Origin of the sequence: Saccharopolyspora erythraea NRRL 2338 (genome assembly GCF_000062885.1) — a bacterium.
Classification (GTDB): Bacteria; Actinomycetota; Actinomycetes; order Mycobacteriales; family Pseudonocardiaceae; genus Saccharopolyspora_D; species Saccharopolyspora_D erythraea.
In genome coordinates, this window is sequence record NC_009142.1 from 2,542,396 (window position 1) to 2,558,273 (window position 15,878).

Consider the following 15,878-nt stretch of genomic DNA (forward strand, 5'->3'; position numbering starts at 1 on the left):
GGGGATGCCCGAATTCCTGGTCAACGGCCTGCGGACGAACTGCCAGGTGCTCGCCGGGGCGGGCAGCCCGACCGAGTCGGTGGTGTTCGTGCACGGCATGGGCACCGACAGCCTGGCCAGCTTCCACCTGACGCTGGCCGCCCCGGTCTCGGCCGCGGGCGTCGACGTCATCAGCTACGACCTGCGCGGCCACGGCAAGACCGACCGCCCGCCGAGCGGCTACACGATCGCCGACTTCGTCACCGACCTCGACGACCTGCTCGGTGCGCTCGACGTGCGGCGGCCGGTGCACCTGGTCGGCAACAGCTTCGGCGGCACCATCGCCTACGGCTACGCGGCGGCGCACCCGCGCAAGGTCCGCAGTCTGGTGTGCATCGAGGCGGAGCCGCCGACCGAGCCGTGGGCGGACAAGATGCGGCGCACCCTGGCCGGCACGGTGGAGTTCCTGAGCGCGGAGTCCAGCTACGAGTGGATCGAGGCCAACTACAGCGCCCACCACCGGCGGCTGGCCAGGATGGCCGCCGAGCGCATCACCTCCACCACGATGGCCGAGGAGGTCCCGCTCGGGCCGCTGCTGAGCCTGGAGGAGGTCCGCTCGATCGACTGCCCGGTGCTGTCGATCCTGGGCCGCCACGGCTACCAGTCCGACGACCTGGACGCGCTGACCTCGATCCTGCCCCGGGGGGAGCTGTTCGTCTTCGACGACGAGGGCCACTCGGTGCTGGTCGAGCGGCACCGGCAGGTCCGCACGATCCTGCTGGACTGGATCGCCAGGCACTCGGAGGACGCGGCGTGACGCGGTTCCTGTTCGTCGTCCCACCGCTGACCGGCCACGTGAACCCGCTGCTCGGGGTCGCCGCCGAACTGCGGTCGCGCGGTCACCGCGTCGCCTGGGCCGGACCGCACCCGGTCGTCGCAGAGCTCGAAACCGAGCGCGACGTCTACGCCGCGGGTGACGGCGACCAGTTCGCGGTGGACAAACGTCCTGGCGGGCTGCGGGGTTTCGCCGCGCTGCGCTTCCTCTGGGAGTCGTACCTCATCCCGCTGGCCGACGCGATGGTCGAGGGCGTCGAGGCCGCCGTGCGCGACTTCTCCCCGGACGCGCTGGTGGTCGACCAGCAGGCGCTGGCGGGCGCGGTGGTGGCAGCCCGCACCGGCCTGCCGTGGGCGACCTCGGCGAGCACGTCCTCGGAGCTCACCGACCCGCTCGGCTCGCTGTCGAAGGTCGCGGAGTGGATCGAGGACCTGCAGGACGGGCTGCGGCTGCGCCACGGTCTGGAACCCGGCACGGGACAGGACCTGCGGTTCTCGCCGCGGATGGTGGTCGTGTTCAGCACCGAGGCGCTGGCCGGGCCGCCCGCGGTGCCCGTCGCGGGCGAACTGCACTACGTCGGACCGTCGTTGGCAGGGCGCTGCGAGCGCGACGCGGCCGCGGTGTCCGGCCTCCGCGGGATGATCTGGGACCGAGGGGTGGACTGGGGGCGGTTCGACCCCGCCAAGCCGCTGGTGCTCGTGACGCTGGGCACGGCCAACGCCGACGTCTCCGGCCGGTTCCTGGGCGAGTGCGCACGCGCACTCGGGGACCTGGCCGACCAGGTGCAGGGCGTGGTTGCCGACCCGGCGGGCATGCTGGCGGGCAGCGCGCCGCCGCACGTGCTGGTGCCGCGCCGGATCCCGCAGCTCGCGTTGATCCGGCGGGCGGCGCTGGTGGTGTGCCACGGCGGCCACAACACGGTGTGCGAGAGCCTCGGTTTCGGCGTGCCGCTGGTCGTGGCGCCGATCCGCGACGACCAGCCGGTGCTGGCCCAGCAGGTCGTCGACGCAGGAGTGGGCCGAAGGCTGCGCTTCGACCGCGCGAGCGCCGCCGACGTCGGTGAAGCGGTGCTGCACGTGCTGGGCGAACCCGAGTACGCGCGGCAGGCCCAGCGCCTCCAGGAGTCCTTCGAACGGGCCGGAGGCGCGTCCGCCGCCGCGGGACACCTGGAAACCCTCACCGCCGACGGATAGTGCGCAGCTGCTCCGTGGCCTCGGACGAGCGCAGCGGACCCGGCCCGCGGGCGTCGAGCTCCCGGACCACCAGCCGATACAGCGGGTCGATGCGGTACCGGCTGGAGGCGGCGGCCGGATCGGTGGCGACGGGGTCGGCGAGCCGGTGCTCCACGAGGTGCTCGAGTACCCGCTCGGCGTCGCGCACCGGGACGCCGAGCGCTCCGGCGGCCCAGCGCACCGACAGCGACTCCTGCGCCGGTGCCTTGCGCACCAGCTCGGACAAACCGGCGCGGTCGGTGTCGCCGAGTGCGGCCAACGCCCGCCGCACGCTGGCGAGCAGGTCGTCGTCGCCGAGAGCGAACCGGTCCTCGCGGACGCGTCCGAGCAACCGGCCGACCGACCAGTGCGGACGGCGTCGCAGCAGCGCGGCCAGCGACGTGACCGCCAGCGGCAGGCCGGAGCACTCCGCGACCAGGGCGCGGGCCTCGTCGGGCTCGCGTTCGACCCGCGTCCGGCCCGCGCGGTCGGCGAACACCTCCAGCAGTTCGCGCACGCCCATCCGTGGCAGCTCCACCGTCGTGCCGGCGAGCGCGGCCGGATGGCGCGACGCGCAGGCGATCAGGACGGCGCTGCGCGGCGAACCCGGACGCAGCAGGGACACGTCCGTGCGACCGGTCGCGTTGTCCAGCACGACGAGCAGTCGCGAGTCCGCCGTGCATTCGCGGAACAGCCGGGCCCGTTCGTGCGGGTTCTCGGGGATCCGCGCTCCGGTCCGCAGCGCGCGTAGGAAACCGGCGAGCGCCTGCGACGGGGTCACTCCGGCCAGGTCGGCATGCAACTGGCCGTCCGGGAACAGGTGCGCGACGCGGTTGGCCAGCCGGATGCAGAAGGCGGACTTGCCGGAGCCGGGAGAGCCCACGACCGCCACTGTCGCGGGAGGCTGCGCGCCGCCCGTCGTCAGGGCCGTCTCGGCGATGCGGAGCTGCCGGGCCAGACCGGTGAAAGCGGGCACGTCCAGCGGCAACTGCCTCGGCACGGCCACTGCGGCCGGAGGCGGGGCCGGGGCGGCCAGTGATGCGGTGCGCTCCGGCACGCTCGGTTCCCGCGTTCCGGCGACGAGCTCGCGATAGGCGTCCCGCACGGCGGCGCCCGGCTCGGCGCCGGTCCGCTCGAGGTGCTCCCGGCGCAGGCGCTGGAAGACCTCGGCACCCTCGGAGTGCCTGCCCGCGGCGGCGAAGGCCAGCAGCAGGCTCGTGTAGAGCTCCTCCTGCCCGCTGTCCTCCCGCATGATCCGGTCGGCCTGCTCCAGCACCGCGTGCGGGCGCTCCAGCCGCAGGCAGGCCCGCAGGTACCGGTCGAGGACGCCGACGCGGACCGACTCGATGCGCGAGCGGTGCTGTTGCAGGACCGGGCCGAGCGACACGTCGGACAGCACCTCGCCGCGGCACAACGACACCGCGTCGCGCAGGATGTCGACGGCGTCCGTGTCCGGCGCATCGCCCCCGGTGCCGGCCTCCGCGCTGTCGCGCAGGGTGAGCAGCCGGTCCAGGTCCACCCGCGCGCCTTCGGCCATCCGCAGCCGGTAGCCGACCCGCGCGACGTGGGTGAGGGTGCAGCAGGCCGGCCCAGCGGGGGCGAGCACCCTGCGCAGGTGCGAGACGTAGGTCTGCACGGTGCGGGCGAGCTTGCCGGTGGGCTGCGACCCCCACAGCTCCCTGGTGATGGTCTCGGTGCGAACGACCGATCCGGCCTCGATCGCCAGCAGGGCCAGCAGCCTGCGCAGCTTCGGCTGGGAAGGGGTGACCACCTCGTCCCGGCACACGACCTCGAGCGGGCCGATCACGTTGATTCGCAAGGTCATGACGACGCCTCCGCGCGACCCGTCGATGTGAGGTGAACACGACGCGGCTCGTCCCGGCGATCCGGTTCGCCGGGACGAGGGTTACGGTTGCCGCGAGCCGGGGCTCACCCGACGTGGGTCAGCTTGACCTGCGCGGTGTTGTCGGGGCCGGTCGAGTTCATGTTGACCAGGCCGGTGAACCCGCCGCAGCCCTGCGACCACTCCGACAGGGCGTAGGGAGCGCCGGCCAGGTCACCGCCCTTGGCGGGCACGAACGGGCTGGTCGACTTCAGCGACAGCGTCGGGGGCTGCTGCTGCACGCAGTCCGGCCCGCCGCCGATCGGGAAGCCGACGGCGGAGATGTTCTGCAGCCTGATCTGCAACGGCAGGTCGAAGGTGACGTTGCCGCCCGCGATCTTGCCGTGCGACGGCGCGGCCTCGAAGAACTCGACGTCGACCTCGCTGTCGAACATGCCGAAGGCCTTGAACTTCACCCGCGGCACGCTGGTCTGGCGGAACTTGCTGGTGAACTCCCCGGTGGCGCCGTTGAGCTGGACGTCGACCTCTCCCTCGATGGGGATGTCGGCGTTCATCTTCACCACGTGGGCGGTGCCGGTGACCTTGTAGTGCAGGTCGATGGCGGCCTCGGCGGTACCGGGGTTGACCAGGCCGCCCACCAGGGCGGCCGCGGTGCCGACGGCGGCGATGCCGCTGATCCTGCGGGCACCCGTCAACCGACTCTGAATTCGCATCGTTTGTCCGATCTCGTGGAGTGCTGGGAAATCCGGCGGTGGTCACCGCCGCGGTGAGCCGTCGGCGACTGGTGAGTCGCGTGGGGACCGTTCGCGCAGCGAAGTCCGGGGCGCAGCCCGGGAGGACCTCTGCTCGCCCTCGCGAGAGTTCGAAGCGGCGTGGGACGGAACGGAACCGTCCGAAATGGATCCTCGAGCGCAATGGCCCGGATCCGTCGGGGGCGCGACAACGCGGCACCGCCGGGGATGGGAGGTGGGGTGGCCGGCCACCGGCGACCGGCCACCGCCGGGTCCACTGGGGACCCTCAGCACCTGGTCACTGCACCTGCACGGTGGCCAGCGACGGGTCCTGGCCCTGGTCCAACGTGCAGGGCAGGTCGAAGGTGCCGAGCTCGGTCTCGGTGCCGTCGGCCTTCTTCGGGGTGATCTTGCCGACGAAGTTGCTGCCGACGGCGAAGGTGACCTGACCCGGCTGCTTCACCGTCAGGCCCGGCACCGCGCCGGTGATCTGGGTGGGCAGCGGGCCGCTTTCGGGCACCGGCGTGGACGGGATGCTCAGGCCGTTGAGCGTGACGCCGAGGTCGGTGCCGTTGACGTTGAGGTCCACGCCGGTCGCGGCGGTGCCCTCGACCGAGGCGCCGCCGATGAGGCGCAGCGCGTCGGCGGTCTGCTCGTCGATGGTCACGTCGACCTTGAAGTCGGTGACGTTGATGGACTCGCCGACTTTGGCCGAGTCGGGGAAGGTCGCGTTGACCTTGGCCTGCGTCGGCCGCGCACCGACCATCGGGAACTCGCAGGTGAAGGTCACGTCCTTGGTCACGGGTCCCCGCGGCGCGGTGGTGGCGCCCGGGTCTGCCGCGGCGGGGCCTGCGGCCAGCGCGGTGAGCGAGACGATCCCCGCGGTGGCGACCACCGCGGCCGCGCGGCCGGTCCGCGCGGAATTCGGACGAACTGGCATGGGCACTCCTCATCATTGGCCGGCAAGAGCAGGCGCCGGGATTGGCGACCTTGCCGGCGATCCGATTTCGGGTGAGGGCTCGGTGCGGGTGGGAAGAGGGCCGGGAATCGGCCTGGAAACGGGGTCACGCATTTTACCCGCTCGCCCTACTGCCGAGTAGATTACTGGGGTGTGAAGTTCATTGGCAAGGCTTTCCCGGGGCGTCGGGATGAGCGTTGGCGATTGCCGCCGAAAATTGTCATGGGGATACGACGTAGCTGGTTGGGGATTCGTTTGCCGGTGACCGGAGCGCATCGGCCGTACCGTGATCCGGACGTGCGGGGCGGGAAGCCGGTCGGTGTTTCGGGCGAGTTGGTAGACCATTAAACGTGAGCGATGTTCGGATTGATCGCCCGGGGCTCTCGATCGGGTGGCCGGCACGCGTGGCTCGCGCGTCTGGTCCGGAGCGGCCGCTGCGATGTGGGGTGACAAGTTTTGTCACGCACGCGCCAACTCTGCCGTGGGAAGTTGGCACGTTTTTTCGCGGAGGTCCACCCGAACGGCCGAAAGTGGCGTGCGCTGTGGCAAATATGGATTCCGGCATGTTGACACCGGACCGGTGTGAAATTATGTTGCCGGGATTGCAAAGCGTCAACTCGTTTGAAACGTTGAAACCGCTGCTTTTGTTGCGACGTAGGGGAAGCAATGACGTTCGACGTCGGTTCCAGGTACGTGAGCGACGCCAGGAAGGGCGCCGGGGAAAGAACCGGTCCGCGCCCGCTCGCCGGCGCCGAGTCCAGCCGCTGGATCTCCGGCCTGCGGGCGGCGATGGACGCCGAGAAGACCGGGTTCGGCCGCGCCAAGATGCTCTGGTCGGTGCTGCCCAGGGAGTACGCCGAGGGTTTCCGTCCCTACGTCGGCGGGTTGGCCAAGGCGATGGTGCGCGAAATCCAGCACGTCGTCCCGGAGTATTCCCAGCCGCTCGACGGGGTGTTCGGCGACCTGTTCTCCCAGGCGATCGAGCAGGCGATCCTCTACCCGTTGTCCAACATCCGCGACGCCCGCAGAACGCACGAGGACTGGGGCAGGGTGTTCCGCGCGCTGGGCAAGGGCGAGTTCGCCGAGGGTCGCAGCCTGGACTGCCTGCAGACCGCCTACCGGGTGGGCGGGCGCGTCGCGTGGCGCCACATCGCCGAGTTCGGTCAGAAGCAGGGCGTGCCGGTCGACGTCCTGTGCGTGTGCGCCGAGGCGATCTTCGCCTACGTCGACGAGCTCTCGGCGCTGTCCATCGAGGGCTACACCGAGGCACAGGAGAGCGCGGCGGGCACGCTCGCGCGGCGCAGGCGCCGGCTGCTCGAGCTCGTGCTGGCCCATCCGCCGGCGTCGCCGCAGGTGCTGGCCGACCAGGCCGCCGCCGCCCGCTGGAAGCTGCCGGAGTGGGTCACCCCGGTCGCGCTGGAACCGGTCGCCGACCAGGGTGAGCGTCACACCCCCGCGTTGGAAGCGGACATGCTGGTCGATCTGGAAGGCGCCGAACCGTGCCTGCTGGTGGCAGGCCAGATCACCGATCTTGCCGGTCTTCGGGCCGGACTGCGGGGCTGGCGTGCCGCGATCGGGACGCGGGTGCGGCTCAGCGAGGCAGCGCTGTCGCTGCGGTGGGCGCGCCGGGTGATCGCCCTGGTCCAGCGCAGGGTCCTCCCGGACGCCCCGGTGACCCGCTGCACTGATCACTTGACCACGCTGTGGCTGCTCAGCGACGAGTTCCTGATCCGGGAGCTGAGCGCGCGCAGCCTCGCCCCGCTGGACGGTCTGACCGTCAAGCAGCGGGCGAGGCTGACCGAGACGCTGCTGGTGTGGTTGCAGTCCCGGGGCAGCGCGCCGGAACTGGCCGAACGGCTGGGCGTGCACCCGCAGACGGTCCGGTACCGAATGCACCAGCTGGAGGGCCTATTCGGCGACCGGCTCACCGACGCCGACGAGCGGCTGAATCTGGAGATCGCGCTGCGCGCCGAAAAGCTCGTGGCCGGGAACTGAGCCGTGCCATCCCGCGTGGAGCCGGCGCCGGGTAGGCCTCAGAGGCTGTCTTTGAGCTCATCTTGCACAGCGGTGCGGGTGCGGAACCTCAGTGCCTGTTTTTGATCTTGGTTGGTGGGTGAGTTGGCGGGTCATGAGGGTGATGGCGGCCCAGTTGATGACGGTTTCGGAGTGGGCGGGCAGGCGTTCGTAGTCGCGGATGGTGCGGCGGGCTTGGGTGATCCAGGACAGGGTGCGTTCGACGACCCAGCGTCGGGGTAGTGCCTGGGAACCGATCTGTCCGGTGATTTTGCGGACGATGTGCAGGGTGATGCCCAGGGCGGTGTCCGCCCAGGTGATCAGGCGGCCCGCGTAGCCCGCGTCGGCCCACAGCAGGCTGAGCCGCTGCTGGGTTTTACGGAGGTAGCGCAGGAGGAGTTCGGCGCCGCGTCGGTCGGTGACGTGGGCTCCGGTGACACACACGCCCAGCAGCAGGCCCAGTGTGTCGGTGGTGATGTGTCGTTTGCGTCCGTTGACTTTCTTGCCCGCGTCGTAGCCGCGGGTGTCGCGGCCCGCGGTTTCGGCGGCGCGCACGGATTGGGAGTCGATGACGCCCGCGCTGGGCTGGTGGTGGCGTCCGGCGCGGGTGCGGATCTGCTCGCGCGGGCTGTCACGCAGGGCGAGGACGACGTTGTCGCGGCTGCAGCGGTTGTAGAAGCCGTAGACGGTCTGCCACGGAGGGAAGTCCGCGGGCAGCCCACGCCATTTGCAGCCGTTGTCGATGACGTAGCGGATGGCATCGACCACGTCGCGACGCGGGTGCTGTTCCGGGTGACCGCCGCTGGAGGTCTCACACGCCGGAGTGGGCAGCAGCGGTTCGATCAACGCCCACTCGGCGTCGGTGGTGTCGGTCGGGTAGCGGCGTGGGCGGGCGGTAGAGCTGTCCTGGGCTGTTGTGGTGTACAAACGGATCGGGCCTTTGCTGTGTCGATCTTGATGTGGTGTCACGATCACTAGCAAAGGCCCTCTTCCACCCCACCCCCGGGGATCAAAAACAGGCACTCAGTGCCTTTTTTTGATCTTGGTTGGTGGGTGAGTTGGCGGGTCATGAGGGTGATGGCGGCCCACCACGAGCAGCCGACGGTGGCGGGCCGGCCGATCGAAGAGCTCCCGCAGTGTGTCTTCGCTGTTGGGCAGCGGCGCGTCGTGCGGCCGCTTCCCATCGGCGTCCACGGCGACGGCGTGGTGCTCACCTTTGCCGACATCCAGTCCGAGGAACACGCTGTCAGGGGCGTCCATGCGCCAGTCCTTCGCGCCGCAGGGCTGGTCGCCGGTCCAGCATCGACAGCCGGCAGCCACGTTACAAAGAGACCTGCCCGGAGGCGGCCGTGTCCCTATCAGCGGTCCGTCGATGCCACCGGGCCCGGTGACACCACCCCCCGGATCATGCGTTCGACAGGGGGACAAAGTCATGCCGAGCCCAGCGACCAGGGCCCTTGATCAGAGCCACGAAAAAGCTAACGGGGGGTGTCCCTATGTCGGTTGTCAAGCGGCTTGAGGGGCTGGTGCTTGGTATTTCGTTTTGGTGCGGAGCATGGCGTGCAGGACGTCGCAGCGGCGTCGGGCCAGGCAGATGAGGGCGGCGTTGTGTTTCTTGCCTTCGTCTCGTTTCCGCTGGTAGTAGGCCCTGCTGGTGGGGTCGGCCAGGGCGGCGAAGGCGGCGAGGAAGAACGCCCGTTTGAGATGTTTGTTGCCGCCTCGGTTGGGGTGTTCTCCTCGGATGGAGCTGCCGGAGCGGCGGGTGACCGGGGCCAGGCCTGCGTAGGCGGCCAGATGTCCGGAGGTTTTGAACGCCGAGCCGTCGCCGACTTCGAGGAGGATGCGGGCTGCGGTCCTGACCCCGATGCCGGGCATGGAGGTCAGGACCCCGGCAAGAGGGTGCGCATCGAGTATCCCTTCGACCTCGTCGGCGACTGTTCTCCGTTGCTGCAGCACGGTTTTCAGCGAATCGGCCAGGCGGGGGAGTACGAGCTCGGCGGTCTTGGCGCCGGGCACCGACACGGTCTGTTCGTCGAGCGCGGACACGATCGCCTCGACGAGGGCCTGGCCCATGCGGGGAGCGCGGGTGGCCGCGATCGAGGTCAGCTGTCGTTGTCCGGCTTTGCGGATCCCGTCAGGCCCGCCGCACCGGGAGAGGATTTCCAGCACCGCGGGGTGCTGGATCTTGGGTCCCAGGACGCGCTCCAGGGCGGGATGGATCTGGGTCAGCAGGCCCCGGATGCGGTTGCCGATCCTGGTGGCCTCGCCTGCGAGGTCGTCGTCGAACCCGACGAGCACCTCCAGTTCGGCCAGGGTTTCCTCGCCGGTGTCGACCCGCCGCAGGGCGTGCGGCAAGGTGCGGGCGGCATCAGCGATGACGTAGGCGTCGCGGGCGTCGGTCTTGGCGTTGCCCGGGTGCAGGTCAGCGATCCGGCGCATGGCCAGGCCCGGCAGATAGGCCACGTCATGCCCGCAGGCTCGGGCCACGGCCACCGGCAGGGCACCGATCGAGGCCGGCTGATCCACCACCACCAGCACCTGCCCGTGCCGCGCGAGCCGGTCGAAGACCTTGCGCAATCCGGCTTCGGTGTTGGGCAGTGCCGCGTCGTGCAGCCGGGTGGCGTCCGGCGCCAGGCCGGTCGCGTGGTGCGCGCCTTTACCGACGTCCAATCCGCAGAACACGTCATAACCACTGGTCACAGGTGGTGTCCTTCGACTCGTCGCAGCCTGGTCGCCGATCCGGCGTCAGCTGCCGGCAGCCACGCCTACGACGAGACCTGCCCGAAGGCGATCATGTCCCTATCAGCGGTCGGCTGGCGCCCCTGGCCTGGTGACAACACCCCCCGGATCATCAACGACAGGGGCAGTCAGTCATGCCAGGCCAGGCGACCAGAAGATCCCCGGCTGGGGACCACGAAGAAGGTAACGGGGGAAAATCCACGGACAGCCCACGCCATGTGCAGCCGTTGTCGAGTCTCCGGCTCCGGGCCCGTTTCTCACGTATTGCGCATACGCCGCGAAAAAGGTGTCCTCGCCAGAGATCCCTGAGAAACCCGCGGCGGTGCCGGTCGCGGAGGTGGGCCAAGCGGCTGCGCCGCTTCGAAGGTCGAAAGACAGGCTCTCACCCCGCTCGGGTCCCGTACCGCGCCGCGCGCAGCGCGAGCACCAGGTCGAAGCGGTGGGCCGGGTCGTCCAGCCCGCTGCCGAAAAGCCCTTCGAGCTGCTGGATGTGCGACCGGACCGTCTGCGGGTGCATCTGCAGCCTGCGGGACACCTCGCGCACGTTGCCACGGGTTTCCAGCCACGCCAGCAGCGTGCCGGCGAGCTTGCGGTGCTGCCTGGGCGGGAGCTCGTCCAGCGGGGCCAGCGCGGAGGTGACCAGCTCGTCGGTCAGCGGTGCGTCGCTGAACAGGCAGAGCTCGAACAGGTGGCGGTCGCAATGGGTGACCCGCTTGGCAGGCAGGACGCCGCGCCGCACGAGTTCGAGGGCCTGGCGCGCGCAGCGCAGGGAGTGCCGGGCATCGCGCAGCGCGACGGCGGGACCGATCGCCGACTGCCAGTGCGACAGACCCGCCACCAGCGCGGGGTGCCGGTGGGGGCCTGGGTCGGGCAGGACCAGGCATGGCGCGCCGTCCTCGAAGTTCACCAGGACGTCGTCGCCGAAGGAGGGTTGCGCCGGTTCGCTCGCGTCGTCGGCCGGCTCCATCGCCACCGCGATGACGCGCTCGGGCACCGCCCAGTGCGCGGTGGCGGCGAAGTCGGCCAGGCTCTGGGGGGCGGTCGGCGGATCGGCCAGGATCAGGTCCATGAGCCTGCGCCGGCGGCGTTCCAGGGTCCCGGTGGCCTCTGTCTGCGCGGCGGCGTAACCCTCGATGGACAGCGCGGAGAGCTCGTCGATGTAGGCGAACAGCGCCTCGGCGAGCAGGCACAGCGTGGCGACCGGGATCCCGGCGCGGGTGCCGACCTCTGACGCCCGCCTCCAGGAGACCCGCGCACCGACCCGGTAGGCGGTCTGCAGCATGTCCAGGCTCCGGCCCTGCTGCATCTCGTGGCGCCCCAGCCGGTGGAAGACCCGGCCGCGGTCGTCGTACCCCGCGGCCGGGTTGCCCAGCCGGTCCAGGAAGTGGTGGATGGCCTGCTGCACGCCGGCGGCCGCGGTGCTGCCGAACTCGCCTTCCAGGTGGCCCGCGTAGGCGGGCAGCGCCCGCTGGATCTCCCGCATCACCTCGCTGGTGACGTCGTCGACCTTCGGCCGGAACACGCCCGCCAGCCCGCTGGGCAGCAGCTCCCACAGCCGGCGCACCCGGCTGCCGCGTTCCTCGTCGTCACCTCCGCCGCGGGAGGGCGCGGTCAGGGAGTCGTAGTCGGCTTCTACGGAGCAGGACAGCTCCGCCCTCGGGGGTTCGCTCACGTGATCACCACAACGGTTCGGCCGGGGATCGCCCGGGTGGGACGGATGTGCGCCGGGGAGCGCCGCGCGGGTTCCGGCGCTCCCGGTGTGCGTGCGTTTCGGGCCGGCTCATCGGCCGCAGTCGTCGGGAGCGGGCGCGCCGGCGAACCGGTCGCCGAACCACGCCATCACATCGGGGATCGCGGACTTGGCCGCGATCAGGTGGTCCCCGTCGACGTCGGGCTTCCAACGGGTCGGGATTCCCGCCTCGCAGTAGGCCGTCCGCGTCCGTTCCTCCGTCTCGACGGGGATGATCTGCTCCTTCGCTCCGCGGTACTGGAAGACGGGGAACTCGATCTCGTACTGCGCGCCGGAGCCGGGGGCGCCGATCCCGACGCCGAGCTTGTGGCGGTCGGCGATCTGACCCCAGGTCGTGCCGTCCGGGCCGGGAAGCGCGTAGATCTCATCGACGGTGAGACCCTCGGTGGTGTAGTCCTCCACGCGCTCCTTGGCGAACCCGAAGATGGTGTCGATCAGGCAGCTTCCCGACAGCTTCGCCACGGCCTGCCTGCCGTTGTCGTTGAGCAGCTCGTCGAACGGCATCCGCGGGTATCCGACGTGGAAGCCGACCAGTGCGGCGGCCGCGAAACCAGCGTACTGGCCGCCGTTGAGCGCGTTGCCGACCACGCGCAGGTCGCCGGGGACGCCTCCGGCGGCGGTTCCGGCGATGTTGAGCTCGGGTGCGTAGGAGGCGGCGAGCTGGGTGGCCCACAGCGCGGCCTGGCCGCCTTCGGAGTAGCCCCACAGGCCCGCGGGCGCGGCGGGGTCGATCCCCGACTCGGGCAGCCGCGACGCGGCGCGCACCGCGTCGAGCAGCGCGTGCCCGGCGTTCTGCCCGACCATGTAGGGGTGGCGCTGCCCGTTGAGGTAGCCCATCCCGTCGGTGGCCACCACGGCGTAGCCGGCCTTGAGCGCGGCGGCGAGCTGCTCGATCTCGTAGGCGTCCTCGTGGGCCCCGGACATCTGCTTGGAGTACGCGCACTGCGGTCCCAGGCCGAGCGTTCCGGGGTTGAAGGCCACGACCGGGCGCGGGTTGGGGCCGGGCCATGGTGCTTCGGGGACGGCCAGCATCCCGGAGACCGCGACCGGGGCGCCGTTGATGTCGGTGGAGCGGTACTGCAACTTCCACGAGCGCTTCGGGATCTGCCCCGGGATCTTGGGGAATTCCGCCGGAAGGCAGGCAAGTACGTCACCCGGTGCGCCCGCGGGCTGCACCGGTGGGGTGTATATCTGTTCGTCCGTGGCCGAGCAGGGCGCGTTGCCGCGCCCCGCTGCGTCGGCCATGGCGGCTGGTGACATCGCGGCGAATGCGATGGTCAGCGCCGCCGCGGGTGCAAGAGCCCGCCGCATGGGCAACTCCTCGGGTCGCTGGGAAAACTCCTCAGGGGCGGCAGTGTTCACGATGCGGCACCGGCGTTTCTAGACATGCGCGTCGCAGTTCGGGCGCCGGGTTTTGGCATGGGCGTTCGCAGTTGTGCCGGTCGCGGGAGGTCGCAGTCGCTCCGCACCGCGAGGAATTGGTTCGGCGCCGAAACGGATTCGCGGCGGATCGGCCGCAACGACCCGACTCGCCCGTTCGGGCGGGTGGTGCGCGGAGTTGTGTGTCGCGGTCGTGGTGCTCGCGGCAGGACCGTAACCGGAATGACAAAAACGCGGTATCGCTGGAAACCGTGGGAAATTGCTCCTTGTCGCCGGTGCGGCCGGTCAGTAACGTGCCGTCGCACAGCTCGGCGGTCTGCCCGGGAAACGGGCGGTATACGCGAATTCCCCTAGCGATGGGAATAGACGTCTCATGTGGACTCTTCGATCGGTGGCCGTGCGCGCCGCCGCCCTGGGCCTGGCGGCCGGGGTGTCGGCGGCCGGGCTGAGCGGTGTCACCGCCGTGGCCGGCACGGCCTCGCGCACGACGGCAGGGACGTGCGGGTTCGCCCACGGCACCGAGTCGGTGTCGGGCGAGGTCTCGGCCGGCTTCCCGGAGTCGGCCGCGGCGGGCACGGCCATCCGTCCGGACGGCCTGTCGGTTTCGCTGGTGCTACCGGCGTCCGGGGTCGAACGGTTGCGCGCCCACGGGGTCACCGCTGTCGGCGGCACCGTCGGTGTCCGGATCGCGGTGCGCCGCGGAGATGCCGGCCGGGACGTCTCCACCGTCCCCGTGCCGGTCGCCGCGACGCCACTGCCGGCCTCCGGCGAGCTGCGGCTCGCGGTTCGGCCGGAGTTCCCCGCGGTGGCGGTCGACGGCCCCGGCGAGGTCGTTTTCGAGCTGCACGGCGTCACCGCCGTCCTGAACCCGCAGGGGCAGGACTCCGACGTCGTGTGCGCACCGGTGCCCGGCGAGCCGGCCGTGCTGGCCGCGGTCCGGGTGGCGGGAGCGGCCGGACCCGGCGCGGACCCCGACCCGCCGCCGGTCCCGGCTGCTCCCGCCGGTCTTCCGGTGTCGTACTGGATCGAGGACTCGGTCACCAGGATCGCCAAGCTCGGCTCCGAGATGTCCATCGGGCGCGGCAGGTTCGAGGCGCGGACGTCACTGCAGAAGCCCTACCCGGTCACCGGCGAGGTCCGGCTCCCGTCCGCGCAGGGCTACTTCGTCACGTTCGGCTTCGCCCCGGTCACCAGCACGGTCGAGATGGTGCAGGGCGGCGAAACCGTCGGGAACCTCAAGGGGATCACGTTCGTCAACGGAGACATCGTCGGCGAGGTGGACACCACGATCCAGGTCGTCGTCCGGCTCCACGACGTGCGTGTCGACGGCGTCGCGCTGGACGTCGGCCCGGACTGCCGGACCGCCGCCCCGGCAGCGATCCGGGTGCAGGGGAAGCTGGTCTTCCGCAACAACCCCAACGGTGTGCCGCCGACCCCGTTCACCACCGCCTACGAGATCCCACCGTTCACCGGCTGCGGGGTCGCCGAGGACCTGGACCCGCTGCTGACCGGGCTGATCTCCGGTCCTGGCAACGGGTTGAGCGGAAAGCTCGTCCTGCGCTGCTTCAACAACCAGAACTGCCCACCGGAGGAGGCATGATCGCAGATGAGCGGACGTGGGCCAGGCCGAGAAGGACAGCGGTCGTGAGCGCCCCGGTGGCGGCCCTGCGGAACCGGGCGACCGGCGCAGCGCGCGAGTTCGGCCGGATGTTCGCGCTGGGACTCGACGTCGCGGTGCTGATGTTCCGGCGCCCGTTCCAGTTCCGGGAGTTCGTGCAGCAGTTCTGGTTCATCGCCAGCGTGTCGATCACCCCGGCGATCCTGGTCTCGATCCCGTTCGGCGCGGTCATCTCGCTGCAACTGGGCACGCTGACCGCGCAGATCGGCGCGAAGTCGTTCAACGGGGCCGCGAGCGTGCTCGCGGTCGTGCAGCAGGCCAGCCCGATCGTCACCACCCTGGTGATCGCGGGCGCCGGCGGCTCGGCCATCTGCGCCGACCTGGGGTCGCGGACCATCCGGGAGGAGATCGCCGCCATGGAGGTGCTCGGCGTGTCCCCGGTGCAGCGGCTGATCGTGCCCCGGGTGCTGGCGGCGGTGCTGACCGCGATGCTGCTCAACGGGCTGGTCAGCGTCGTGGGCGTGGCGGGCGGCTACTTCTTCAACGTCATCGTGCAGGACGGCACCCCCGGCGCCTACCTGGCCAGCTTCAACGCGCTCGCCCAGCTCCCGGACCTGTGGGTGAGCACGTTCAAGGCGCTCATCTTCGGTTTCCTGGCCGGGGTGGTGGCCGCCTACCGCGGTCTCAACCCCCGGGGTGGTTCCAAAGGGGTCGGGGACGTGGTGAACCAGTCGGTGGTCATCACCTTCCTCCTGCTGTTCTTCGTCAACACCGTGATCACCGCGCTGTACCTGCAGCTGGTGCCTGCGAAGGGGACGTGA

12 protein-coding genes and 1 pseudogene are annotated in these 15,878 nt (G+C 70.8%); 5 read left to right on the forward strand and 8 right to left on the reverse strand.

The genetic code is table 11. The annotated features are described in order from the left end of the window. The first annotated feature begins 4 nt into the window (after positions 1-4). A complete protein-coding gene (locus SACE_RS11440; RefSeq protein ID WP_009950136.1) occupies positions 5-796 on the forward strand; it encodes an alpha/beta fold hydrolase in 792 nt (263 codons plus the stop codon). After that, positions 793-2,007 (forward strand): glycosyltransferase, encoded by a 1,215-nt coding sequence (locus tag SACE_RS11445; protein WP_009950135.1) that lies wholly within the window; start codon positions 793-795, stop codon positions 2,005-2,007. Before SACE_RS11440 ends, SACE_RS11445 begins: the two co-directional genes overlap by 4 nt. Here the strand turns inward: SACE_RS11445 and SACE_RS11450 are convergent. The 3 genes from SACE_RS11450 to SACE_RS11460 form a co-directional block, all read right to left on the reverse strand. Continuing rightward, a complete protein-coding gene (locus SACE_RS11450) occupies positions 1,991-3,850 on the reverse strand; it encodes an AfsR/SARP family transcriptional regulator (RefSeq protein ID WP_009950134.1) in 1,860 nt (619 codons plus the stop codon). The two genes, SACE_RS11445 and SACE_RS11450, sit on opposite strands and share 17 nt — an antisense overlap. Positions 3,851-3,954: 104 nt before the next feature. Beyond that, a complete protein-coding gene (locus tag SACE_RS11455; RefSeq protein WP_143538114.1) occupies positions 3,955-4,581 on the reverse strand; it encodes a hypothetical protein in 627 nt (208 codons plus the stop codon). Positions 4,582-4,897: 316 nt separating this feature from the next. Continuing rightward, positions 4,898-5,539, reverse strand: a complete 642-nt coding sequence (locus tag SACE_RS11460; protein ID WP_009950132.1) for a DUF6801 domain-containing protein — start codon at positions 5,537-5,539, stop codon at positions 4,898-4,900. A gap of 684 nt (positions 5,540-6,223) precedes the next feature. Here SACE_RS11460 and SACE_RS11465 point away from each other — a divergent pair. Beyond that, positions 6,224-7,552: a PucR-like N-terminal domain-containing protein gene (locus tag SACE_RS11465; protein ID WP_009950130.1), complete on the forward strand. Its 1,329-nt coding sequence runs from the start codon at positions 6,224-6,226 to the stop codon at positions 7,550-7,552. A gap of 57 nt (positions 7,553-7,609) precedes the next feature. Here the strand turns inward: SACE_RS11465 and SACE_RS11470 are convergent, their stop codons facing one another. The 5 genes and pseudogenes from SACE_RS11470 to SACE_RS11485 all read right to left on the reverse strand — a co-directional run bounded on the left by SACE_RS11470 (position 7,610) and on the right by SACE_RS11485 (position 13,370). After that, entirely contained in the window at positions 7,610-8,497 is an 888-nt protein-coding gene (locus SACE_RS11470) for an IS5 family transposase (protein ID WP_011873651.1), read from the reverse strand. 159 nt (positions 8,498-8,656) lie between these two features. Then, positions 8,657-8,830: pseudogene (locus SACE_RS37530) on the reverse strand (IS110 family transposase); the annotation flags it as partial. Between the two features lie 246 nt (positions 8,831-9,076). Then, the gene (locus SACE_RS11475; RefSeq protein WP_029622100.1) at positions 9,077-10,270 is read right to left on the reverse strand and encodes an IS110-like element ISSer1 family transposase; all 1,194 of its coding nucleotides are present in this window, start codon (positions 10,268-10,270) and stop codon (positions 9,077-9,079) included. Between the two features lie 421 nt (positions 10,271-10,691). After that, a complete protein-coding gene (locus SACE_RS11480) occupies positions 10,692-11,981 on the reverse strand; it encodes a PucR family transcriptional regulator (RefSeq protein ID WP_021341661.1) in 1,290 nt (429 codons plus the stop codon). Between the two features lie 108 nt (positions 11,982-12,089). After that, entirely contained in the window at positions 12,090-13,370 is a 1,281-nt protein-coding gene (locus SACE_RS11485; protein WP_021341660.1) for a lipase family protein, read from the reverse strand. A gap of 460 nt (positions 13,371-13,830) precedes the next feature. Here SACE_RS11485 and SACE_RS11490 point away from each other — a divergent pair, with 460 nt between their 5' ends. Next, positions 13,831-15,039 carry a DUF6801 domain-containing protein gene (locus SACE_RS11490; protein ID WP_009950530.1) on the forward strand — a complete coding sequence of 403 codons (1,209 nt, stop codon included), beginning with the start codon at positions 13,831-13,833 and terminating at the stop codon, positions 15,037-15,039. A 44-nt stretch (positions 15,040-15,083) separates the two neighbouring features. Continuing rightward, positions 15,084-15,878 (forward strand): MlaE family ABC transporter permease, encoded by a 795-nt coding sequence (locus SACE_RS11495; RefSeq protein WP_021341659.1) that lies wholly within the window; start codon positions 15,084-15,086, stop codon positions 15,876-15,878.

Bases quoted from the DNA above. Each gene is read 5' to 3' on its own strand.
- SACE_RS11455 (WP_143538114.1), bottom strand. From the start codon at position 4,581: ATGCGAATTCAGAGTCGGTTGACGGGTGCCCGCAGGATCAGCGGCATC.
- SACE_RS11450 (WP_009950134.1), bottom strand. From the start codon at position 3,850: ATGACCTTGCGAATCAACGTGATCGGCCCGCTCGAGGTCGTGTGCCGG.
- SACE_RS11485 (WP_021341660.1), bottom strand. From the start codon at position 13,370: ATGCGGCGGGCTCTTGCACCCGCGGCGGCGCTGACCATCGCATTCGCC.
- SACE_RS11460 (WP_009950132.1), bottom strand. From the start codon at position 5,539: ATGCCAGTTCGTCCGAATTCCGCGCGGACCGGCCGCGCGGCCGCGGTG.
- SACE_RS11440 (WP_009950136.1), top strand. From the start codon at position 5: ATGCCCGAATTCCTGGTCAACGGCCTGCGGACGAACTGCCAGGTGCTC.
- SACE_RS11465 (WP_009950130.1), top strand. From the start codon at position 6,224: ATGACGTTCGACGTCGGTTCCAGGTACGTGAGCGACGCCAGGAAGGGC.